General features: G+C 72.4%; 19 protein-coding genes. 11 read left to right on the top strand and 8 right to left on the bottom strand.

What is annotated here, in order from left to right; genetic code table 11:
• Positions 1-125 precede the first annotated feature (125 nt).
• Positions 126-2,114, bottom strand: a complete 1,989-nt coding sequence (locus ACFQ79_RS22380; RefSeq protein WP_383586144.1) for an APC family permease — start codon at positions 2,112-2,114, stop codon at positions 126-128.
• Positions 2,115-2,240: 126 nt separating this feature from the next.
• On the opposite strand from ACFQ79_RS22380, the gene ACFQ79_RS22375 reads away from it, so the two are divergent.
• Positions 2,241-2,660 carry a MerR family transcriptional regulator gene (locus tag ACFQ79_RS22375; protein ID WP_383586210.1) on the top strand — a complete coding sequence of 140 codons (420 nt, stop codon included), beginning with the start codon at positions 2,241-2,243 and terminating at the stop codon, positions 2,658-2,660.
• Between the two features lie 327 nt (positions 2,661-2,987).
• On the opposite strand, the gene ACFQ79_RS22370 is transcribed toward ACFQ79_RS22375, so the two are convergent.
• The gene (locus ACFQ79_RS22370; RefSeq protein WP_383586142.1) at positions 2,988-3,836 is read right to left on the bottom strand and encodes an ABC transporter substrate-binding protein; all 849 of its coding nucleotides are present in this window, start codon (positions 3,834-3,836) and stop codon (positions 2,988-2,990) included.
• 267 nt (positions 3,837-4,103) lie between these two features.
• Here ACFQ79_RS22370 and ACFQ79_RS22365 point away from each other — a divergent pair, with 267 nt between their 5' ends.
• Complete coding sequence (locus ACFQ79_RS22365; protein ID WP_361408794.1) at positions 4,104-4,352, top strand: hypothetical protein; 249 nt, start codon at positions 4,104-4,106, stop codon at positions 4,350-4,352.
• A 10-nt stretch (positions 4,353-4,362) separates the two neighbouring features.
• Here ACFQ79_RS22365 and ACFQ79_RS22360 read toward each other — a convergent pair whose 3' ends face one another.
• Positions 4,363-4,965, bottom strand: a complete 603-nt coding sequence (locus ACFQ79_RS22360) for a TIGR03086 family metal-binding protein (RefSeq protein ID WP_383586140.1) — start codon at positions 4,963-4,965, stop codon at positions 4,363-4,365.
• Between the two features lie 84 nt (positions 4,966-5,049).
• Here ACFQ79_RS22360 and ACFQ79_RS22355 point away from each other — a divergent pair, with 84 nt between their 5' ends.
• Both ACFQ79_RS22355 and ACFQ79_RS22350 read left to right on the top strand, forming a co-directional pair.
• Positions 5,050-5,964, top strand: coding sequence for a DUF6597 domain-containing transcriptional factor (locus ACFQ79_RS22355; RefSeq protein ID WP_383586138.1), 915 nt, complete (start codon positions 5,050-5,052; stop codon positions 5,962-5,964).
• A 14-nt stretch (positions 5,965-5,978) separates the two neighbouring features.
• Positions 5,979-6,521: a GNAT family N-acetyltransferase gene (locus tag ACFQ79_RS22350; RefSeq protein ID WP_383586136.1), complete on the top strand. Its 543-nt coding sequence runs from the start codon at positions 5,979-5,981 to the stop codon at positions 6,519-6,521.
• Between the two features lie 6 nt (positions 6,522-6,527).
• Here the strand turns inward: ACFQ79_RS22350 and ACFQ79_RS22345 are convergent, their stop codons facing one another.
• On the bottom strand, positions 6,528-6,977 hold the full coding sequence (locus tag ACFQ79_RS22345; protein ID WP_383586134.1) for a GNAT family N-acetyltransferase: 450 nt from the start codon (positions 6,975-6,977) through the stop codon (positions 6,528-6,530).
• Positions 6,978-7,101: 124 nt separating this feature from the next.
• On the opposite strand from ACFQ79_RS22345, the gene ACFQ79_RS22340 reads away from it, so the two are divergent.
• Together ACFQ79_RS22340 and ACFQ79_RS22335 are read left to right on the top strand one after the other, a co-directional pair.
• Positions 7,102-7,953, top strand: a complete 852-nt coding sequence (locus ACFQ79_RS22340; protein ID WP_383586132.1) for an NAD(P)H-binding protein — start codon at positions 7,102-7,104, stop codon at positions 7,951-7,953.
• 51 nt (positions 7,954-8,004) lie between these two features.
• The gene (locus ACFQ79_RS22335) at positions 8,005-8,745 is read left to right on the top strand and encodes a Mut7-C RNAse domain-containing protein (RefSeq protein ID WP_383586130.1); all 741 of its coding nucleotides are present in this window, start codon (positions 8,005-8,007) and stop codon (positions 8,743-8,745) included.
• A 22-nt stretch (positions 8,746-8,767) separates the two neighbouring features.
• Here the strand turns inward: ACFQ79_RS22335 and ACFQ79_RS22330 are convergent, their stop codons facing one another.
• Positions 8,768-9,253 carry a MarR family winged helix-turn-helix transcriptional regulator gene (locus ACFQ79_RS22330; protein WP_383586128.1) on the bottom strand — a complete coding sequence of 162 codons (486 nt, stop codon included), beginning with the start codon at positions 9,251-9,253 and terminating at the stop codon, positions 8,768-8,770.
• 136 nt (positions 9,254-9,389) lie between these two features.
• Entirely contained in the window at positions 9,390-9,950 is a 561-nt protein-coding gene (locus ACFQ79_RS22325) for a TetR family transcriptional regulator (protein WP_355967854.1), read from the bottom strand.
• A 115-nt stretch (positions 9,951-10,065) separates the two neighbouring features.
• Between ACFQ79_RS22325 and ACFQ79_RS22320 the strand changes: the two genes are divergently transcribed.
• Positions 10,066-11,544, top strand: a complete 1,479-nt coding sequence (locus ACFQ79_RS22320) for an FAD-dependent monooxygenase (protein WP_383586126.1) — start codon at positions 10,066-10,068, stop codon at positions 11,542-11,544.
• Positions 11,545-11,549: 5 nt separating this feature from the next.
• Here the strand turns inward: ACFQ79_RS22320 and ACFQ79_RS22315 are convergent, their stop codons facing one another.
• On the bottom strand, positions 11,550-12,014 hold the full coding sequence (locus ACFQ79_RS22315; RefSeq protein WP_383586124.1) for a hypothetical protein: 465 nt from the start codon (positions 12,012-12,014) through the stop codon (positions 11,550-11,552).
• 184 nt (positions 12,015-12,198) lie between these two features.
• On the opposite strand from ACFQ79_RS22315, the gene ACFQ79_RS22310 reads away from it, so the two are divergent.
• Complete coding sequence (locus ACFQ79_RS22310; protein WP_383586122.1) at positions 12,199-12,963, top strand: SDR family NAD(P)-dependent oxidoreductase; 765 nt, start codon at positions 12,199-12,201, stop codon at positions 12,961-12,963.
• 319 nt (positions 12,964-13,282) lie between these two features.
• Here the strand turns inward: ACFQ79_RS22310 and ACFQ79_RS22305 are convergent, their stop codons facing one another.
• Positions 13,283-14,476, bottom strand: a complete 1,194-nt coding sequence (locus ACFQ79_RS22305) for an RtcB family protein (RefSeq protein ID WP_376320166.1) — start codon at positions 14,474-14,476, stop codon at positions 13,283-13,285.
• A gap of 174 nt (positions 14,477-14,650) precedes the next feature.
• Between ACFQ79_RS22305 and ACFQ79_RS22300 the strand changes: the two genes are divergently transcribed.
• From ACFQ79_RS22300 to ACFQ79_RS22290, 3 genes are all read left to right on the top strand, one after another.
• On the top strand, positions 14,651-15,625 hold the full coding sequence (locus ACFQ79_RS22300) for a DUF3558 domain-containing protein (protein ID WP_383586119.1): 975 nt from the start codon (positions 14,651-14,653) through the stop codon (positions 15,623-15,625).
• A gap of 87 nt (positions 15,626-15,712) precedes the next feature.
• A complete protein-coding gene (locus ACFQ79_RS22295) occupies positions 15,713-16,450 on the top strand; it encodes a DUF3558 domain-containing protein (RefSeq protein WP_383586117.1) in 738 nt (245 codons plus the stop codon).
• Between the two features lie 163 nt (positions 16,451-16,613).
• Positions 16,614-17,840, top strand: coding sequence for a DUF2637 domain-containing protein (locus ACFQ79_RS22290; protein WP_383586115.1), 1,227 nt, complete (start codon positions 16,614-16,616; stop codon positions 17,838-17,840).
• Positions 17,841-17,927 lie beyond the last annotated feature (87 nt).

The raw sequence follows: 17,927 nt of genomic DNA, 5'->3' as shown, positions 1-17,927 counted from the left end.
GGCACGGCCTGATCAGGTCCGGTCAGTCAGGTCGGTCAGGTCCGGTCGGTCAGGTCGGTCAGGTCCGGTCGGTCGGGTCAGGTTGGTCGGGTCAGGTTGGTCGGGTCAGGTCCGGTCAGGTCAGGTCAGGTCCCGCCGGGGCCGGTCCGCTGCTCGGCGGCTTTCGCGGCGTCCGCCGCCCTCGCGCGCTCGGCGGCCAGCTCGCGGGCGGAGGCGAGCCGGTACGGCACGTCGATGACGACGACGTTCTTCATGAACAGCAGCCGGGTCTTGAGGCGCAGCGCGCTCTGGTTGTGGAGCGGCTGCTCCCACCAGTGACCCACCACGTACTCGGGGATGACCACCGAGATCACCGCGTCCCCCGTCCGCTCGGGCGCCTCCCGGACGTGCCTCAGGACCGGCTGCACGATCGAGCGGTACGGGGAGCCGAGCACCCGCAGGGGCACGTCGATGCCATGGGCCTCCCAGGTCGCGCGGAGCACCTCCGCCTCGGCCGGGTCCTCGGCGACGGTGACCGCCGTGAGCGAGGCGGGGTGCAGGGTCTTCGCGTACGACAGGGCCCGGAGGCTGGGCGCGTTGACCGAGGCGACCAGGACGAGGACGTGGTTCTCGGCGAGGGCGCGGGGCCGCTGCCCGGGGGTGACGGCCACCTCGGCGGCGACGGCGTCGTAGTGCCGCCGCACCCCCTTCATCCCGGCGAAGAGCACCGGCATCGCGATGACGACGATCCAGGCGCCGTGGGTGAACTTGGTGATGAGGACGATGACGAGGACGACCGCGGTCAGACAGGCGCCGAAGGCGTTGATGGCGAGACGGCGGTGGATGGTGTGACGGCCGGCGGCGCCCTCGGGCGTGGCGAGTTCTCGCCGCCAGTGCTTGACCATGCCGGCCTGGGAAAGGGTGAAGGAGACGAAGACGCCGATGATGTACAGCTGGATGAGGCGGGTCAGCTGCGCGTCGAAGGCGACGATCAGGACGATCGCGGCGAGCGCGAGAAGGACGATGCCGTTGGAGTAGACGAGCCGGTCGCCGCGGTGGAAGAGCTGGCGGGGCGCGTAGCGGTCGCGGCCGAGGACGGAGGCGAGCATCGGGAAGCCGTTGAAGGCGGTGTTGGCCGCCAGGATCAGGACGCCCGCGGTGACGGCCTGGAGCGCGTAGAAGAGGACGTGCCAGTCGCCGAAGGTGGCCCGTCCGATCTGCGCGAGCGCGGTGGACGTCGGCGTGCCGGGCGGGAGCCCGAGTTCGGTGGGGTCCTCGGCGACGTGGACCTCGTAGACCATCGCGAGCACGGTGATCCCGAAGAACATGGTCACGGAAAGACCGCCCATGATCGCCAGCGTCATCGCCGCGTTGCGGCTCTTGGGCTTGGCGAACGCCGGCACGCCGTTGCTGACGGCCTCGACACCGGTCAGCGCGGTGCAGCCGGAGGCGAAGGCGCGCAGCGCGAGCAGCACGAGCGCGATCCCCGAGTAGGTGGAGACCGCCTCGACGGGCAGGTCGGCGGACTCGGCCCGGATCGTCGCACCGGTCGCCATCCGCACCGCGGCCACCGCGAACATCAGATAGATCACCGTGATGAAGGCGTACGTCGGGAGGGCGAACCAGCGCCCCGACTCCCGAACTCCGCGCAGGTTCAGCCAGGCCAGCACGGCCACGAAGAACACCGACATGGCCACGGCGTGCCCGTCGAGCGAGGGAACGGCCGAGGTGATGGCGGCGACCCCGGAGACGACGGAGACGGCGACGGTCATCACGTAGTCGATCAGCAGCGCGGAGGCCGCGGTGAGCGCGGCGGTCTGCCCGAGGTTCTCGGCGGAGACGACATAGGCCCCGCCGCCGCCCGGATAGGCGTAGCAGGTCTGCCGGTAGGAGGCGACGACGACCAGGAGCAGGATCACGATGCCGACCGCCGCGTACCAGGCCAGATGGAGCACGGCGAGGCCGCCGAGGGCCAGGATCAGCAGGATCTCCTCGGTGGCGTACGCGACCGAGGAGAGCGGGTCGCTGCAGAAGATCGGCAGGGCGACCCGCTTCGGCAGCAGGGTCTCCCCGAGCCGGCCGCTGTCCAACGGACGACCTACGAGCAGGCGTTTCGCCGCACTTCCAGCTCTCATAAGTGCTGAAGTTAGGACGAATGGTATGTAATGCGCGGAAGCCGCGCCCTGTGGGGACCCCGTACGCCCGGTGGGAGCCCCGTACGAGGAAGGACCTGACGCGTGAGCGGAGTACGAGGAATGCGGATCGCCGGCGAGCCCATGCAGATCGGCGAGGTCGCCGCACGGACCGAGCTGTCCCTGCGCACGATCCGGCAGTACGAGGACAGCGGGCTGGTCGTCCCGTCCGCGGCCTCGCCGGGCGGATTCCCGCTCTACACGGACGCGGACGTGTCCCGGCTGATGGTCGTCCGCCGGATGAAGCCGCTCGGCTTCACCCTCGACGAGACCCGCGAACTCCTCACGGCCGTGGACCTGCTGGCGGCCGAGCGCGCGGGCACGGACACCGAGCTCGAACCCGACGAGCGGGCCGCGCTCGTGGCCCGCGTCCGCGGCTACGAGCAGGCCGCCGCGGAGCGGGTCGCCGAACTGCAGGCCCAGCTCTCCCGCGCGGAGGAGTTCGCCGACTCGCTCCGCCGGACCCGCCTCACGGCGACCCCGGCCTGAGATCGACACGGCTCCGCGCCGACATCGACACGGCGCCGGCCGAGACCAGCGCGCCTCCGGCCGAGACCGGCACGGCTCCAGCCGAGACCAGCGCGCCTCCGGGGCCGAGACCGGCGCGCCTCCGGCCGAGACCGGCGCTGGCCCTACGCCGGAGCCGGCCCGAGATCGACGCCCGCGCCCGCCCGCCGGAGGCCGCACGCCGGAACCGGCCTGAGGTCTAGCGCCCGCCCCGGCCCAAGGCCGGACGCCCAGGGCGGCCCGGGGGCGACGCCCGGGGCGGCCCGAGACCGACGCCCGGGGCGGCCCGGGACCGACGCCCGCCCCGGTTCAGTCGGCGAGCGCCCCGGCCAGGGCGCGGAAGAAGCGCGCGTACGCGGCCGGGCTGGGCGGGGTCTCCGGGTTCCACGGCGTGAACCGGACACCGGACAGCGCCGCGTCCGGCGCCGTGGCGTGCGCCCGGCTGTCGAAGAGGACCAGGTCGGGCCGGAGCTCGGCGGCCCGGCCCCAGTCACCGGTGAGCCAGTTGGCCCCGGGCCCCGGGCCCGGGTCGACGAGCCGGACGCCCAGCTCGGCGAGCCTCGCCAGCTCCGGCCAGGCGAGCGGCCTGGCGAGGTGCACCTGGTCGGGGCCGGCCCCGGAGAGGGCGAGCACTCCGAGCCCGGTCCGCGCGGCGACCTCCCGGAGCTCGTCCTCGGCGGCCCCGAGATCGGCCGGTGAACCCTCGGCGGTCGTCCCGTCGACCGGCGCCGCCCCCAGACTCGCCGCCAGCGCGCCGAACCGGTCGAGAATGGCCGGCAGGGTGAGCTCGTTGCTCACGGAGAGCGCGACGAGCGGCACCCCGAGCCGCTCGGCGACGGCCTCGTCGAGCGCGTAGGGGCTCTTCCCGTCGTAGGTCACGTCGACGATCACGTCCGGCCGGAGCTCCCGCAGCAGCCCCTCGTCGAGGACCCGGCCCGGCCCGAGATAGGTCACCGCGGCCGCCGTCAGCCCGCCCTCCTTCGCCGGGTCGAGGACCTCCCCGTCATGCCCGGAGCCGTACACCGCGACCGGCGTCACGCCCAGGTCGCACAGGGCGGCCCCGGCCCGCACGTATGCGATCACCCGCCGCGGCGCACGGGCCGCCCCCAGCTCCGTACCTCTGTCGTCCGTGAATCCCCATGCCTGCGTCCCGGACATGCGGCTGCTCCCTCCCCGGCCGGAAATGTGCCTCTTCCGAGCACCTTGGAGCGGTTCCGCGGCCCGCACAAGAGGGCCTGCCCGGCGTACGGGCCACCGGGCGGCCGGGTCCGGGACCAAGGTCCCGGCCCCCCCTGCCGAAAGTCCCCCAGGGTGGTGTTAACTGAACAGGTCGGGAGGAAGCAGTAGAAACAGTCGGGCCCCGTGCCCGCGCGCCACCTGCCGGGGCACGCGGTGTCGGGCGGCCCCCACGCCCTGGAGTGAGTCATGTCCTTCCCCGGCCAGTTCTCCGACCCCCGTGTGATCACGCTCTTCGGCCTGCTCGCCGTATCGACGGTGGTGTGGCTGTCGCTCGGCCTGCGCGCCCGCGCCCGTGACCGCCGCGACCGGGCTCGCACCCCGCTGGAGCGGGTCTGGCACCCGCAGGAGTCGATACCGCTGACGCCCGCGGAGGAGCACGCCTTCGGCCAGGTCGTCTCGCGGCTCTCCCCGGGCTCGGCGGGCCGCCTTCGCTGAGCGCCAGGGCTCAGGCCGCCCAGGAGCGCGGATCGCGGCCCGTCGTCGCGAGCAGCCGCTCGAAGGCGGTGGCATCGCCGGGCAGCTCGACGGCCTCCCCGAAGACGCCCATCTTCCGGGCCATGGGCGCCATCCGCTCCACCTCCTCGACGAGCCCGCCGACCACGCACGCGTCGGGTGTGAAGCTCCGCCCGGTGGCGCGGGCCAGGTCCCAGGCGTGCACGGTGAGGTCGAGCAGCACCATGGAACCGACGGTCCGCGCCGGCATCGCCATGCCCCCGGTGGTGCCCTCCTCGGCACCGGGGGCCGACCAGGCGTCGACGAGCTTCCCGGTCTCGGCCTCGAAGCGGTCCCGCCAGTCGGCGTCGGCGAGCCAGTCCGTGGTGGCGGAGAGATCGGCGGGTTGCTTGGCGGCGAGCGCCTGGAAGTGCACGACGACGCCGAGAAGGTGGTTCAGCAGGGCGCGCACGTCGTACTCGGCGCAGGGCGTGGGCGCGCCGAGCGAGGCGTCGGCGATGCCCCTGACCAGGGGTGTGGCCTGCGCGGCGGCGCTACGGAGCAGGTCACCGATGCGGGGCGGGGCACCGGTGCGGAGCGGGTCCTCGTTCGTCATGGGAGCGACGCTAGGAGAGGCTGCCCACCCGCGTCTTGAAGAAACACGCCAGGCCGGGATCCCGTCCCGGCCTAGCATCGGAGCATGGCCGACTCCGCTCCCCGCAAGGACACCCGCGGCATCGTCGACCCCGCCGAACTGCTCTCCCGTGTCCGCTTCCGCCGCCACACCCCGGCGCCGGAGCTGCGGCCCTATCTGGAGCACTACTGGCTGATCGACTGGGAGCTGCCGGAGCCGTACGCGAGCCATGTCGTCCCGCACCCGTCGATGAACATCGTCTTCCAGCGGTACGGGGCACTCGGCGCCCCTGCGGCGGACGCGCACGCGTCCGCCGAGGTCTCCGGGATCGGGCTCGGCCTCTTCACCCAGAAGCTGACGGAGGCGGGCCGGGTCTGCGGGATCCAGTTCCGCCCGGGCGGTTTCCGCCCCTTCGCGCCCGCGTGGCCGGTGTCGACGTGGACGGGCCGCCGGGTCCCCCTGGCGGAGGTCTTCCCGGACACGGACGCGGACACGGGCACGGGCACGGACATGGACATGGACGCGGGCACGGACGCGGGCACGGACCCCGGCCTCCTGTCGGCCGTCCTCTCCCCCGACACCGACCACGCGCGCGTGGCGGCGCTGGACGCCTTCCTGCTCGCCCACGGCCCCGCGCCCGATCCGGCCGCCGACCGGGCCATGGAGCTGGTGGACCTGATCCGGGGAGACCGCACGGTCCGCAAGGTGGCCCAACTGGTCGCGGCGACCGGCCTGTCGGCGCGCTCGCTCCAGCGCCTCTTCGCGAGCCACGTCGGCGTGGGCCCGAAGTGGGTGATCCTGCGCTACCGCATCCACGAGGCCCTGGAGCGCGCCGAGTCCGCGGACGCGGCGGGCGGCCCGGACTGGGCGGCCCTGGCGGCGGAGCTGGGCTACAGCGACCAGGCCCATCTCGTACGGGAGTTCACGGCGACGATCGGGGTGCCGCCGACGGCGTACGCCCGGGGAGTGTCAGCGCCCTGAACTACCGTACGGAGATGGACACCGACACCTCCTCGCCCGTACGGCTCGAACCCTGGTCCGAGGCCGACGCCGGCCTGCTGCGCGCCCTGAACGCCCCGGAGTCGATGGATCACCTCGGCGGCCCGGAGACGGAGGAGCAGCTCGTCCGGCGCCACCGGCGGTACGTGGAGCTGAGCGCCGGCGAGCCGGGCGCGGGGCGCATGTACCGGATCGTGCTGCTGCCGGAGGAGGCCGTGGTCGGCAGCATCGGCTTCTGGGTGCGGACCGGCGACGGCGAGCCGGTGTACGAGACCGGGTGGGCCGTGCTGCCGGGCTTCCGGGGCCGGGGCGTGGCGAGCGCCGCCACGCGCGCGGTGGCCGTGGAGGCCCGGGCCGCGGGCCTCCATCGCTTCCTCCACGCGTTCCCCTCGACGGAGAACGCCGCGTCGAACGCGGTGTGCCGCAAAGCCGGTTTCGAGCTGCTCGGCGAGCGGGACTTCGAGTACCCGCCGGGGCACCCGATGCGCTGCAACGACTGGCGCCTCGACCTGGAGCAGCCGGTCCGGGAAGCGCTCTAGGGGCGCTTAGGAGGCGTCTTCCGGTGCGGTGATCGGCCGGGCGAAGTGGAAGGCCACGATGTCGAAGCGCTCACGCAGGTAGAAGCGGTGGGCTCCGGTGCGGTGGGTGCCGGAGTCCAGGTTGAGCTCGTGGCAGCCGGCCGCGCGGGCGTGGCCCTCCAGATGGGCGACGAGGGCGTGACCGACCCCGGTGGAGCGGGTGGCGGCGGCGGTCACGAGGTCGTCGACGTAGAGCTGCCGCAGGGTGCTGGTGTTGATGACGATCCGCCAGCCTGCCGCGCCGACGCAGCGTCCCTCGTCGGTGTAGGCGGCGCTGAAGCGCAGCCCCTGGGAGTGCCCGGTCTCGTACACCTCGCGGAAGAGCTCCGGGGTGAGGTGGGGGCGGAGTTCGCAGAGGACGGGCAGGAGGTCGTTCTCCAGCCGGGGATCGCCGGGCTGGAGGTCGATGATCTTCATGCCAGGACGGTACCTCAGGGTCCTGTCCGGGTTGACGGACACGGCACGACGCTGGATATTTATCTGCGTGACGCAGATGATGCGCCACGAAGGAAATTGATCAACCCTCCGGGAGGAACCCCTCATGACCGTTCTCGTCACCGGCAGCCGCGGCCGCGTCGCCTCCACCCTGCTCGGCCTCCTCGACGCCGCCGGCATCAAGGCGAAAGCCGCCTCCAAGAACCCCACGGACCTCTCACCACCGCCCGGGGTCGACACCGTGCGCTGCGATCTCACCGACCCGGCCACCTTCGACACCGCCCTGACCGGCGCCGACGCCGTCTTCCTGTACGCCGAGGCCCGCCATGCCAGGGCCTTCGCCGACCGCGCCCGCGCCGCCGGCGTCGAGCACGTCGTCCTGCTCTCCTCCAGCTCCGTCCTCGCCCCGGACGCCGCCGAGAACCCGATCGCCGCCTCCCATCTCGCCGCCGAGCGCGCCCTCTCCGCCGCCGCGGACTCCGGGGCCTTCGAGGCCACCCACCTCCAGCCGGGGGCCTTCGCCACCAACGCCCTGCAGTGGGCCCCGGCCCTCCGGGGCGGGCGGGGACCCGCACTGCCCCACCCGCACGCGTACGGCGACCCGATCCACGAGCGCGATGTCGCCGAGGCGGCCTTCGCGGTCCTCACCGAGCCCCGGCTGCGCGGCTCCTCGTACCTCCTGACCGGCCCCGAGTCGCTGACCTTCGTCGAGCAGCTGGCGATACTCGCCGAGGCGACCGGACGCCCCGCGCCCCACACCGTCGTGACCCCCGAGGAGTGGAAGGAGTCGGTCACCGGGTTCATGCCGGAACTCTTCGCCGACGCCCTGCTCTCCTACTGGGCCGCGCACGACGGCCGGCCGACACCGCCGACCCGCACGGTCGAGGAGCTGACCGGCCACCCGGCCCGCACCTTCGCCGCCTGGGCCGCCGACCACGAGGAGGACTTCCGCCCCTGACGGCGCCGAATTCCCTGGCCGCCCGTCCCGCCCCGGTGCGATCCTGTCCCCGTGAACGGACCGGAGATCCACATCAGCTTCGCCCCCGACCTGGGGCTCTTCGTATCGGCCGACCGCCGCTCGGGCCGCACGCCCGTGACCACCGACGGCGCCTCCTCGCTCGGCCACGTCGTCGAGTCCCTCGGCGTGCCCCTCACCGAGGCCGGCCGCCTGCTGGTCGACGGACGGCCCGTCGACGTCTCCTACGTCCCCGCGGCGGGCGAGACCGTCGAGGTGGAGGGCGTCGCTCGCCCGCAGCCGGTGCGACCGGGCGCGCCCCTCCGGTTCCTGCTCGACGTGCACCTCGGCACGCTGGCCCGGCGGCTTCGGCTGCTCGGAGTGGACGCGGCCTACGAGAGCGAGGACATCGGCGACCCCGCCCTGGCCGCGCTCTCCGCACGCGAGCGGCGCGTCATGCTCTCTCGGGACCGCGGCCTGCTCCGCCGCCGCGAACTGTGGGCGGGGGCCTACGTCTACAGCGACCGCCCGGACGACCAGCTCCGCGACGTCCTGGAGCGCTTCGCGCCGCCGCTCGCACCCTGGACGCGGTGCACGGCGTGCAACGGGCGACTGAGCGACGCCGACAAGGACACGGTCCGCGAGCGCCTGGAGCAGGGCACGGAGAAGTCGTACGACGTGTTCGCCGAGTGCGTGGAGTGCGGCCGGGTCTACTGGCGCGGCGCCCACCACGCCCGGCTGGAGGCGATCGTCTCCGACGCGGTACGCGAGTTCGGCGGCGCCACGGCCGGCTGACCTCCCGGACCGCCGGCCCCGGTCAGGCCAGGTCGCCGCCGCGCAGCCGCTCGATCTGCGCGGCGCTGACCTCGACGGTGCGCCGCATGTGGGCGATGAGCAGGGCGAGCTCGGCGTCGCTGTAGACGTCGAACTTCGTGCCCCAGGTGCTGTTGAGCCTGCGCCACAGAGCACCGAGTTCGGCGATGCGCTCGGGCACGAGGGCCACCAGGACCCGGCGCCGGTCCTCGGTGTCCCGTTCGCGCGTGACATAGCCGGACCGCTCCAGGCGGTCGACGAGCCGGGTCGCGGAGCCGGTGGTGAGCCCGGTCAGCTCGGCGACGCGCCCGGTGGTCACCGGCCCCTCCTCCAGGCTGAGCAGGTTCAGGCACTGCACATCGGTCGGATGGAGCCCCAGACGGTCGGCGACGGCCTGGTTGAACAGGGCGTACGCCGCCATGTAGCGGCGGGCCTCCCCGTACAGCTCGGTCATCAGCGTCTCGCGCCGGCCTGAACTCTTCTGCGTCATGCAGAGATTGTACGAACCAGACACCACCCCGCACCGGCCCGCCGCGACCCGCCCGGCCGCCCCGCACCGCCCGACCGGCCCGCACCGGCGACCGACCTGCGGCTCCCGACCGGCCCGCGGCGCGCCGCGGTCACTCTCAGGGCGCCTCGGCGGTCAGATAGCGCTGCACGGTCGGACCCAGCCAGGCCACGATCTCCTCGGGCGTCATCTCGACGACCGGCGGCAGCCGCAGCACATAGCGGGTGAGCGCCATGCCGAGGATCTGGGACGCGACGAGCGCCGCCCGCCGCGGCGCCTCCTCCGGGTCGGGGCAGACGCCCCGGGTGACCGGCCCGAGCTGCTGGGCGAAGACCGCCCGCATCCGCTCCGCCCCGGCCTCGTTGGTGACCCCCACCCGCAGCAGCCCGGTGAGGACGTCGTCCCGCTCCCAGCGCTCCAGGAAGTGCGTGACCAGGACGGCCCCGATGTGCCGCGCGGGCAGGCCGCCCAGCTCGGGCAGGTTCAGCTCGATCTCCGACGCTGCGGCGAACAGACCCTCCTTGTTGCCGTAGTAGCGCATGACCATCGACGGGTCGATCCCGGCGTCCCGGGCGATGGCCCGGATGGTGGCGCGGTCGTACCCGTCGGAGGCGAAGCGCTCGCGCGCGGCCTCCAGGATGGCGGCTCTGGTGGCGTCGGAACGGCGGGCGGTCGTCATACCAACGACTGTAGGCCAACGGGCGTTGACATTCCATCGGAGCGACTTCTACAGTTGCCAACAAGCGTTGACCAACAGCCGTTGGCCAACAGCCGTGGGCACCCCGGAGGCAGCCATGAGCACCGCGGAGACACCGAAGGCCACCGAAAGCACCGAGACCACCGACAGCACCCGGACCACCGACCCGACGGACACCCAGGTCCTCGTCATCGGCGCCGGCCCCACCGGCCTGCTCCTCGCCGGCGACCTCGCCACCGCCGGCGTCGACGTCACCGTCGTCGAGCGCCGCCCGCACGGCCTCGCCAACATGACCCGCGCCTTCGGCGTCCACGCCCGCACCCTGGAGCAGCTCGACGCCCGCGGCCTCGCGGACGAACTCGTCGCCACCGGCACGACCCTCGGCACCGCACGCCTCTTCGGCCGGCTCGACCTCGACCTCACCCGGCTGCCCAGCCGCTTCAACCACCTGCTCGTCACCCCGCAGTACGAGGTCGAGCGGCTCCTTGAGCGCCGGGCGGTGGCCGCCGGGGTCACCTTCCGGTACGGCACGGAGCTGCGCGGACTGCGCCAGGACACCGACACGGTGACGGCGGAGCTCACCGACCCGGACGGAGCCCCGCTCACCCTCACCGCCCGCCACCTGGTCGGCACGGACGGCGTCCGCAGCGCCGTCCGCACCGCCCTGGGCCTGCCCTTCCCCGGCGGCTCCGTGATCCGCTCCCTCGTCCTCGCCGACGTCCGCCTCGCGGAGGAGCCCGCCGACGCGTTCAGCGTCAGCGGCTCCGGCGACACCTTCGCCTTCCTCGCCCCCTTCGGCGACGGCTGGTACCGGGTGATGGGCTGGAGCCGCACCCGCCAGGTCCCCGACACCGAACCCGTCGACCTGGACGAGGTCCGCGAGATCGCCCGCCGCGCGCTCGGCACCGACCTCGGCATGCACGACCCCCGCTGGATCTCCCGCTTCCACAGCGACGAGCGCCAGGTCCCCTCGTACCGCGTGGGCCGCGTCTTCCTCGCCGGCGACGCCGCCCATGTCCACTCCCCCGCAGGCGGCCAGGGCATGAACACCGGACTCCAGGACGCAGCCAACCTCTCCTGGAAGCTCGCCGCCGTCCTGCGCGGCGACGCGCCCGCCCCCGAGGCCCTCCTCGACAGCTACCAGTCCGAGCGCCACCCCGTCGGCGCCGCCGTGCTCCGCACCAGCGGCGCGCTCGTGCGCCTCGCGATGGCCCACACCCCGCTCACCCGCGCCGCCCGCTCCCTCGCCGCCCGGCTCCTGAGCGCACTACGGCCCGCCTCCACCCGCGCCATGGGCATGATCAGCGGAATCGGCATCGCGTACGCGCCCCCGGCCGGTTCCAAGCGCCCGGCGGGCCGCCGCGCACCGGACGTACGACTGCGCGAAGGCCGCCTCTACGAGCTGCTGCGAGCGGGCGAGTTCGTCCTGATCACCCCGGAGGGCCGGCTCCCGGCCCTGCCCGGGACCGCCCCGGTCTCCCCCGAGCACCTCGTACGGGCCACCTGGACGGACCCGACCCGAAGCACCGCGGTACTGGTCCGCCCCGACGGCTACATCCACTGGACGAGCCGCTGAACCCGTCAGAAGACGTAAGGATCACCGGTGGCGAGCACCAGCACCCGATGCCGGTCGTTCCGCGGATTCCGGTCGGCCACCCCGTCCCGCCAGGCGGTGGTGACCTCCACGGTCAGCTCGTCCGGCAGGCCCGCCGTCCGCAGGTCGAGCGCCAGCTCACCGGCACCCCCCGCGGCCGGCAGCTCGCCCGTCCGACAGGAGACCACCCGGTCGCTGCTCCACAGACAGGCCTCCGGCAGCTCCTGCCCACCACCCGCCATCGGCACGGAGAACGCGATCCGGACCGTCGCCTGAGCGAGATCGGTGGGACCGAAGTTCTCACTGACCAGCCAGACCCCGACCCGCCCGTCCCAGAGGGAGACATGGCCGTGATGGGACACATCCGCCTCGGGCCCCACCACCGGCCCCACAGCACCGGCACTCGCGCCCACACCCATCACCGCCGCGGCCGCGAGAGCGACCCCGAGCACAGCCTTCCTCAATCCACGCATAAGCCCAAAATACCCACAGATCATCCGATCTTCTGACAACCTCTCAGCCAGCGTGTCCCCCGGGCGGACGACCCCCCACACACCGCGCCCCGCCGGATCCACGCCGCCTATCCTTGGCCGGGCGATCGACGTAATCGACCATCTGCGCGAGGAGCACGACGTCATGACTGCCCCCGGTACCCCCATCGCCGTCATCACCGGAGCGAGCAGCGGAATCGGAGCCGCCACGGCCAGGCAGCTCGCCGCCGCCGGCTACCGCGTCGTCCTCACCGCACGGCGCAAGGACCGCATCGAGGAACTGGCCGCCGAGATCAACGAGGCCGGCCACCAGGCCACCGCCTACGCCCTCGACGTCACCGACCGCGCCGCCGTCGACGAGTTCGCCACGGCCTTCCAGTCCCTCGCCGTCCTCGTCAACAACGCCGGCGGCGCCCTCGGCGCCGACCCCGTCGCCACCGGCGACCCGGCCGACTGGCGCCAGATGTACGAGGTCAACGTCATCGGCACGCTCAACATGACCCAGGCCCTGCTCCCGGCCCTCACCGCGAGCGGCGACGGCACGGTCGTCGTCCTCTCCTCCACCGCCGGCCACTCCACCTACGAGGGCGGCGCCGGCTACGTCGTCGCGAAGAACGGCGCCCGCGTCCTCGCCGAGACCCTCCGCCTGGAGATCGTCGGCACCCCGGTCCGCGTCATCGAGGTCGCCCCCGGCATGGTCAAGACGGACGAGTTCGCCACCACCCGCTTCCGCGGCGACACCGAGAAGGCCGCCAAGGTCTACGCCGGCGTGGCCGAACCCCTCACCGCGGACGACGTGGCCGACACCATCACCTGGGCCTGCACCCGCCCCCCGCACGTCAACATCGACCTCCTGGTCGTCCGCCCCCGCGCCCAGGCCTCCAACACCAAGGTCCACCGCGAGCTCTGACGACACGGCGCCACGTTCGGGTGAACCACCTGGATCACCCGAACGACGCCCGCACTCGCGCATGGGTGCGTCCTCCCGGGATGAAGATTCGACCTCCGCGTAAGCCATGGGCCGCCGAGGAAGACCGCATCCTCCTCGCGGCACCAACGCTGGCTCACGCGGCCGCGGAACTGGGCCGCTCCCAGAGCAGCTGCCAGGTGCGCCGTTGGCGTCTGACCAACGGCATCGGGGCGTCCACGACTCCCCAGAGTCTCTAGTCCATGCCCGAATGGCCCCGGCACGACGTGCCGGGGCCATTCGATGCCCTCACTGTTGAGCCTCAGCCCTTGATGCAGATGAACTGCTTCAGCTTGGCGACCACCTCGACGAGGTCCCGCTGCTGCGCCATGACCTGCTCGATCGGCTTGTAGGCGCCCGGGATCTCGTCCACGACGCCGGAGTCCTTCCGGCACTCGACGCCTCGCGTCTGCTCTTCGAGGTCACGCACCGTGAAGCGCCGTTTCGCCGCGCTCCGGCTCATCCTCCGCCCCGCGCCGTGCGAGGCGGAGTTGAAGGCCTTCTCGTTGCCGAGACCCTTCACGATGTACGAGCTGGTACCCATCGACCCCGGGATGATCCCGAAGTCGCCACGGCCGGCCCGAATCGCACCCTTCCGCGTGACCAGCAGGTCCATGCCCTCGTACCGCTCCTCCGCCACGTAGTTGTGGTGGCAGGAGATCTCGGTCTCGAAGGACACCTTCGCCTTCCGGAACTCCTTGCGGATCACTTCCTTCAGGAGCGCCATCATGATCGCGCGGTTGTACTTCGCGTACTCCTGAGCCCAGTACAGATCGTTGCGGTAGTCCGCCATCTGCGGCGTGTCGGAGACGAACACCGCCAGGTCCCGGTCGACCAAGCCCTGATTGTGGGGGAGCTTCTGGGCGATGCCGATGTGGTGTTCGGCGAGTTCCTTGCCGATGTTGCGGGAGCCCGAGTGGAGCATCAGCCAGACCGAACCTGACTCATCAAGACAGACTTCGATCATGTGATTGCCGCTTCCGAGCGTTCCCATCTGCTGTCGCGCCCGCTCCTGACGGAACTTGACCGCATCCGCCACCCCGTCGAACCGCGACCAGAAGTCGTCCCACCCCGACGTCGGGAACTGGTAGAGCCGCCCCGGGTCCACCTCCGAGCGGTGCAGGCCCCGGCCCACCGGAATCGCCTGCTCGATCTTCGAGCGGAGCCTCGACAGGTCACCCGGCAGGTCGTTCGCCGTCAGCGAGGACTTGACCGCCGACATGCCGCAGCCGATGTCCACACCGACCGCCGCGGGACAGACCGCCCCCTGCATCGCGATCACCGAACCGACGGTCGCACCCTTGCCGTAATGCACGTCCGGCATCACGGCGAGGCCCTTGATCCACGGCAGCGTCGCCACGTTCTGCAGCTGCTGCATGGCACCGCCCTCCACCGTGGCGGGGTCGGCCCACATCCTGATGGGAACTTTCGCCCCAGGTACCTCTACGTACGACATACTTCCTCGATTCCCCCGAAAAGTCTGATAACGCAAAAACCGGAGCCAAAGCCCGTACAGGTGACAGCGGACCGGCATCAACAGCTGCGTGTGCGATAGACATTGTGTCCATCGGCCGGGTTCGCGCGGCAAACAGTTTTCGGGAAAGACCTCGGGAGAAGGGAGCCTGGGAGCGTGCAGCGAAAGAGGTACACCCCCGGCCGCACCGGGTCCACGGCTCGTACCGCCGTCGTCCTCACACTCGGCCTCAGCCTCGGAATCGGCCTCACGGGCTGCTCGTCCGGCACTCCGGCCGACGACATCGCCGTCGACGCCAAGGCCGGCCCCGCCGCGGCCGTCGCACCACCGGGCCGCTACCGGACGCTCTTCGAGCCCTGCGGCGCCGTCCCCCAGGCGACGCTCAAGGACCTGCTCCCCGGCGCCGCCGCCCTCGCCGACGCCGAGCGCGACAAGGCGTACCGCGGCGTCGCCGCCGTGACGTACGACACCGACCGGCGGGTCGGCTGCACGTGGAAGGCCGACACCCCGGACATCTCGCACCGGCTGGTGCTCGACATCGAGCGCGTGGTCTCGTACGACACCGCCGTCAGCGACGACGACCGGGCGCAGGAGGTGTACGTCCGCAAGCAGCTCGCGGCGGGCATCCCGCTGCCCCCGACCGCGCCCCCGACCACTGCGCCGGCCACCGCGCCGCCCGCGACGACGACGCCCTCGGCCCCGGCGGCACCCGGCAGCCCCACCGCGAGCGGCCCGCCCCCGGGCACACCTCAGGGCACGACCTCGCCGGCGGCCACGACGGCGGGTGCCACCGCGGCCGGCGACGCCGCCGACGCCCCGTCGGGCAAGCCGCCCGCCGGCACCACGGCGCCCGCCTCCGGAGCGACCCCCTCGGACCCCTCCCCCACCGGGCTCGAACCCCGCGTCCTCGAAGGCCTCGGGAACGTCGCGTACCTCGACGACGCCCTCAGCACGGTCGGCGCCAACGGCCATCAGCGTGTCGTCAGCGTGGTGTTCCGCACATCCAACGTCATCGTGACCGTCTCCTACCGGGAGCAGACGACCGGTTCGGCCGAGGCCCCGGACAGCATGGAGCTGCAGGAAAAGGCCCGGAACCTGGCCCGGCTGCTCGCCGAACGCCTGGAGGAGTAGCCGTCCGCACCCGCTCCGTGAGCGGACGGACACCACGTAACGTGTCGGCGTACCGGCCGGACCGTACGACAAGCGACTGAAGGAACCATGCAGCGAACAGCCCCGCGACTCACCCGCATACTCGCCTGCGCCGCCGTCCCGGTGATGCTCGTCGTCGCAGGCTGCTCCTCGGACTCCGGCGACAGCGGGTCCGGCGCGACGGGTTCGAAGGACAAGGGGGCCTCGTCGGCCTCCGCCACGCCCTCGCCCTCGCAGACGACGAAGACGGTCGAGCCGGCGAAGTTCGCGAAGCTGCCGGAGGCCTGCAAGGCGATCGCCGCGAAGACGACGTCCTCGCTCGTGCCCAAGGCGAAGACCAAGAACGGCACGCCGGCCGTCTCCAGCGATCTGGACAGCCGTAGCGGCTGCTCGTGGAACGGTCTGGACGACAAGGGCGTGAAGGGGTCGCAGTACCGCTGGCTCGACGTGTCCTTCTACCGGTACGAGTCGGACGCCGCGCTCGGCAGCGGCCAGGAGCGTGCGCAGGAGAACCTGGCGAAGGAGCTCGCGAAGATCGAGGAGACCTCGGGCGCGAAGAAGCTCCGCACGACCACGGCGACGGGCATCGGCGACGAGGCGAAGTCCGTGGCGTACCAGCTGCGCAAGACGAACGAGGACTTCGTCTACGGCTCCATCGTCGCGCGTACGGGCAATGTGCTGGTGCTGCTCTCCTACAACGGTGCCGGGTACGCGGGCGCGGACACCCCGTCCGACAAGACGATCATGAGTGGTGCGGTGAAGGCGGCCAAGGAGGCCGTCGCCGCGGTCGCCGCCGCGAACAAGTAGGCGCGAGAGGCGCGAGCGAAGGCCGACAACCAGTCGCAAACCCGCGCAGAGTGGCACGTCGATGCGGAGCCCGTCCCTCCCCCGGGGGCCGGGCTTCGCGCACATGTGCCAGTCTGTGCGCGCGAGATGTCGATTGACGGGGAGGGGATCGCGGGTGGCCGCGATGCAGCTGACACGCACACACCGGATACTCATCGGCCTCGTCATCGCCGGTGCGCTGATCATCGCGGGGATCGGTTTCGCGGGTTCGTACGCCGCCGTGCGCGAGCTCGCGGTGCAGAAGGGCTTCGGCACCTTCTCGTACTTCTTCCCGATCGGCATCGACGCGGGCATCTGTGTGCTGCTCGCGCTGGATCTGCTGCTGACGTGGCTGCGGATCCCGTTCCCGCTGCTGCGGCAGACGGCGTGGGTGCTGACGGCGGCGACGATCGCGTTCAACGGCGCGGCCGCGTGGCCGGACCCGCTGGGTGTCGGGATGCACGCGGTGATCCCGATCCTGTTCGTCGTGGCGGTCGAGGCCGCGCGGCACGCGGTGGGCCGGATCGCGGACATCACGGCGGACAAGCACATGGAGGGCGTCCGGCTGACCCGCTGGCTGCTGTCGCCGGTGCCGACGTTCCGGTTGTGGCGCCGGATGAAGCTGTGGGAGCTCCGTTCGTACGAGCAGGTGATCAAGCTGGAGCAGGAGCGGCTGATCTACCAGGCGCGTCTCCAGGCGCGTTTCGGCCGGAGCTGGCGCCGTAAGGCGCCGGTGGAGGCGCTGATGCCACTGCGTCTCGCGCGGTACGGGGTACCGCTCGCGGAGACGGCGGCGGCGGGTCTCGCGGCGGCGGGCATCGAGCCTGCCGTGCTGCCTCCGCAGCTGCAGGGCGCGTCGCCGCTGTTGCCTCAGCCGCCCCAGCAGCCTCAGCCGCTTCAGCCGGCCCAACCGACGCAGCCGGTGCAGCTCGCGGCCTCGCCGCAATCGCTTCCCGATGCGCCGGAGGACGCCGAGGGCAGCCCCTGGTTCGCGGGTCAGGCGCGGCCTGACGGCTACCAGGGTTCGTACAACCCGCAGATCGTCGATGGTCTGGAGCCGATCCCGGTGCCGGTGCCGCTCGGCCCTGAGGACGTTCCGCCGCCGGGGCCGGAGGAGTTCGTCGAGTACCCCGAGTACGTCGAGGAGCAGCCGGAACCGCAGGAGGTCGAGGAGTTCCGCGAGGTCGTCTACAAGCAGACCTGGGCGTACGCCGTGGAGAACGACCGCTTCCCGGAGACCCAGGAGCTCGAGCGGCTGGTGGCCGATCACTACGGCGTCGAGCAGCTCCGCAACCCCGAGCTGCTGCACCGGATGATTCCCGAGGTCCAGCAGCAGATCCAGCAGGACATGCAGGAGTACCGCACTCCCTGACCCGCACGGAGCGCGGCCGCGCGGGAGTACGGCCGCGCGGGAGTACGGCCGCGCGGGAGTAGGCGGAACAGGAGTACGCGAGAGGGC

Origin of the sequence: Streptomyces sp. NPDC056480 (assembly GCF_042795405.1) — a bacterium.
Classification (GTDB): domain Bacteria; phylum Actinomycetota; class Actinomycetes; order Streptomycetales; family Streptomycetaceae; genus Streptomyces.
This window is presented reverse-complemented; position numbering and strand designations above follow the sequence as displayed.

Bases quoted from the DNA above. Each gene is read 5' to 3' on its own strand.
- ACFQ79_RS22380 (WP_383586144.1), bottom strand. From the start codon at position 2,114: ATGAGAGCTGGAAGTGCGGCGAAACGCCTGCTCGTAGGTCGTCCGTTG.
- ACFQ79_RS22370 (WP_383586142.1), bottom strand. From the start codon at position 3,836: ATGTCCGGGACGCAGGCATGGGGATTCACGGACGACAGAGGTACGGAG.
- ACFQ79_RS22365 (WP_361408794.1), top strand. From the start codon at position 4,104: ATGTCCTTCCCCGGCCAGTTCTCCGACCCCCGTGTGATCACGCTCTTC.
- ACFQ79_RS22360 (WP_383586140.1), bottom strand. From the start codon at position 4,965: ATGACGAACGAGGACCCGCTCCGCACCGGTGCCCCGCCCCGCATCGGT.
- ACFQ79_RS22355 (WP_383586138.1), top strand. From the start codon at position 5,050: ATGGCCGACTCCGCTCCCCGCAAGGACACCCGCGGCATCGTCGACCCC.
- ACFQ79_RS22350 (WP_383586136.1), top strand. From the start codon at position 5,979: ATGGACACCGACACCTCCTCGCCCGTACGGCTCGAACCCTGGTCCGAG.
- ACFQ79_RS22345 (WP_383586134.1), bottom strand. From the start codon at position 6,977: ATGAAGATCATCGACCTCCAGCCCGGCGATCCCCGGCTGGAGAACGAC.
- ACFQ79_RS22340 (WP_383586132.1), top strand. From the start codon at position 7,102: ATGACCGTTCTCGTCACCGGCAGCCGCGGCCGCGTCGCCTCCACCCTG.
- ACFQ79_RS22330 (WP_383586128.1), bottom strand. From the start codon at position 9,253: ATGACGCAGAAGAGTTCAGGCCGGCGCGAGACGCTGATGACCGAGCTG.
- ACFQ79_RS22325 (WP_355967854.1), bottom strand. From the start codon at position 9,950: ATGACGACCGCCCGCCGTTCCGACGCCACCAGAGCCGCCATCCTGGAG.
- ACFQ79_RS22320 (WP_383586126.1), top strand. From the start codon at position 10,066: ATGAGCACCGCGGAGACACCGAAGGCCACCGAAAGCACCGAGACCACC.
- ACFQ79_RS22310 (WP_383586122.1), top strand. From the start codon at position 12,199: ATGACTGCCCCCGGTACCCCCATCGCCGTCATCACCGGAGCGAGCAGC.
- ACFQ79_RS22305 (WP_376320166.1), bottom strand. From the start codon at position 14,476: ATGTCGTACGTAGAGGTACCTGGGGCGAAAGTTCCCATCAGGATGTGG.
- ACFQ79_RS22295 (WP_383586117.1), top strand. From the start codon at position 15,713: ATGCAGCGAACAGCCCCGCGACTCACCCGCATACTCGCCTGCGCCGCC.
- ACFQ79_RS22290 (WP_383586115.1), top strand. From the start codon at position 16,614: ATGCAGCTGACACGCACACACCGGATACTCATCGGCCTCGTCATCGCC.